The organism is Rhizobium sp. 05N49 (genome assembly GCF_056396805.1).
Genome location: NZ_JBFTME010000059.1, coordinates 1 through 1,079 on the forward strand (window position 1 = coordinate 1; position 1,079 = coordinate 1,079).

Sequence of the window (1,079 nt, forward strand, 5' to 3'; positions counted from 1 at the left end):
ATCAGCGTGTCATTGCCGGCCCCGCCGATCAACCTGTCGTTACCCGCACCACCGTCCAGAACGTCGTTGCCGGCGCCCCCGGTGATCGTGTTGGCCAGTATATTGCCCGTCCCGGAAAAATTGCCGGTGCCAGTGAAGGTCAGGTCCTCGACATTGGCGGCAAGCGTATAAGCTGCCGCCGCGGCCTTGACCGTGTCAATTCCAGCGTCCGCATCTTCAGTGACGACATCGGCCAGATCGTCGACAACATAGATGTCATTGCCGGCACCACCAATCAGCGTATCGGCGCCCGCCTTACCGTCCAGCGTGTCGGCACCTGCCGCACCCCTGATCGTGTTGGCAAGGCTGTTGCCTGTACCGGCAAAGGCCACCGTACCCAAATAGGTCAGGTTCTCGACATTGCCGGCAAGCGTATAGGCCGTAAGCGCCGTCCTGACCGTGTCGATTCCAGCGTCCGCATCTTCAGTCACCACGTCACCCGCGACATCCACGATGTAGGTGTCGTTGCCGGCGCCGCCGATCAGCGTATCCGCACCGGCTCCCCCGTTSAGCGTGTCGTCACCGTCGCCACCCGACAGCCGGTCGGCCGCAGCYCCYCCGGTGATCGTGTTGGCAAGRYYGTTGCCCGTWCCGGCAAAGGCCACCGTGCCCACATAGGTCAGGTTCTCGACATTGTCGGCAAGCGTATAGGCAGAAAGCGCGGTCTTGACCGTGTCGGTGCCTGCATTTGCAGCCTCGGTGACGACGTCACCTGCGACATCCACGATATAGGTGTCGTCACCGGCGCCGCCGATCAGCGTATCCGCACCGGCTCCCCCGTTCAGCGTATCGGCGCCTGCACCCCCGGTGATCACATTCGCCGCAGCATTACCGGTGCCGGTGAAGGCAGCCGACCCGGTGTAGGTCAGGTTCTCGATATTGGCGAGGGCAGCAATCGAATAGGCAGCAAGCGACGTCCGGATCTCGTCCGTGCCCGCACCTGCTGCCTCCGTGACCACGTCGCTTGCGACATCCACGATATAGGTGTCATTACCGGCTCCGCCGACCAGCGTGTCGGCTCCCGCCCCACCGTCCAGCAC

1 protein-coding gene is annotated in these 1,079 nt (G+C 63.2%); it reads right to left on the reverse strand.

Going from position 1 to position 1,079, the window contains the following annotated elements; genetic code table 11:
• Positions 1–1,079, reverse strand: a 1,079-nt coding sequence (locus AC1DF8_RS36220; RefSeq protein ID WP_478157619.1) for a calcium-binding protein, incomplete at both ends; no start/stop codon positions are given.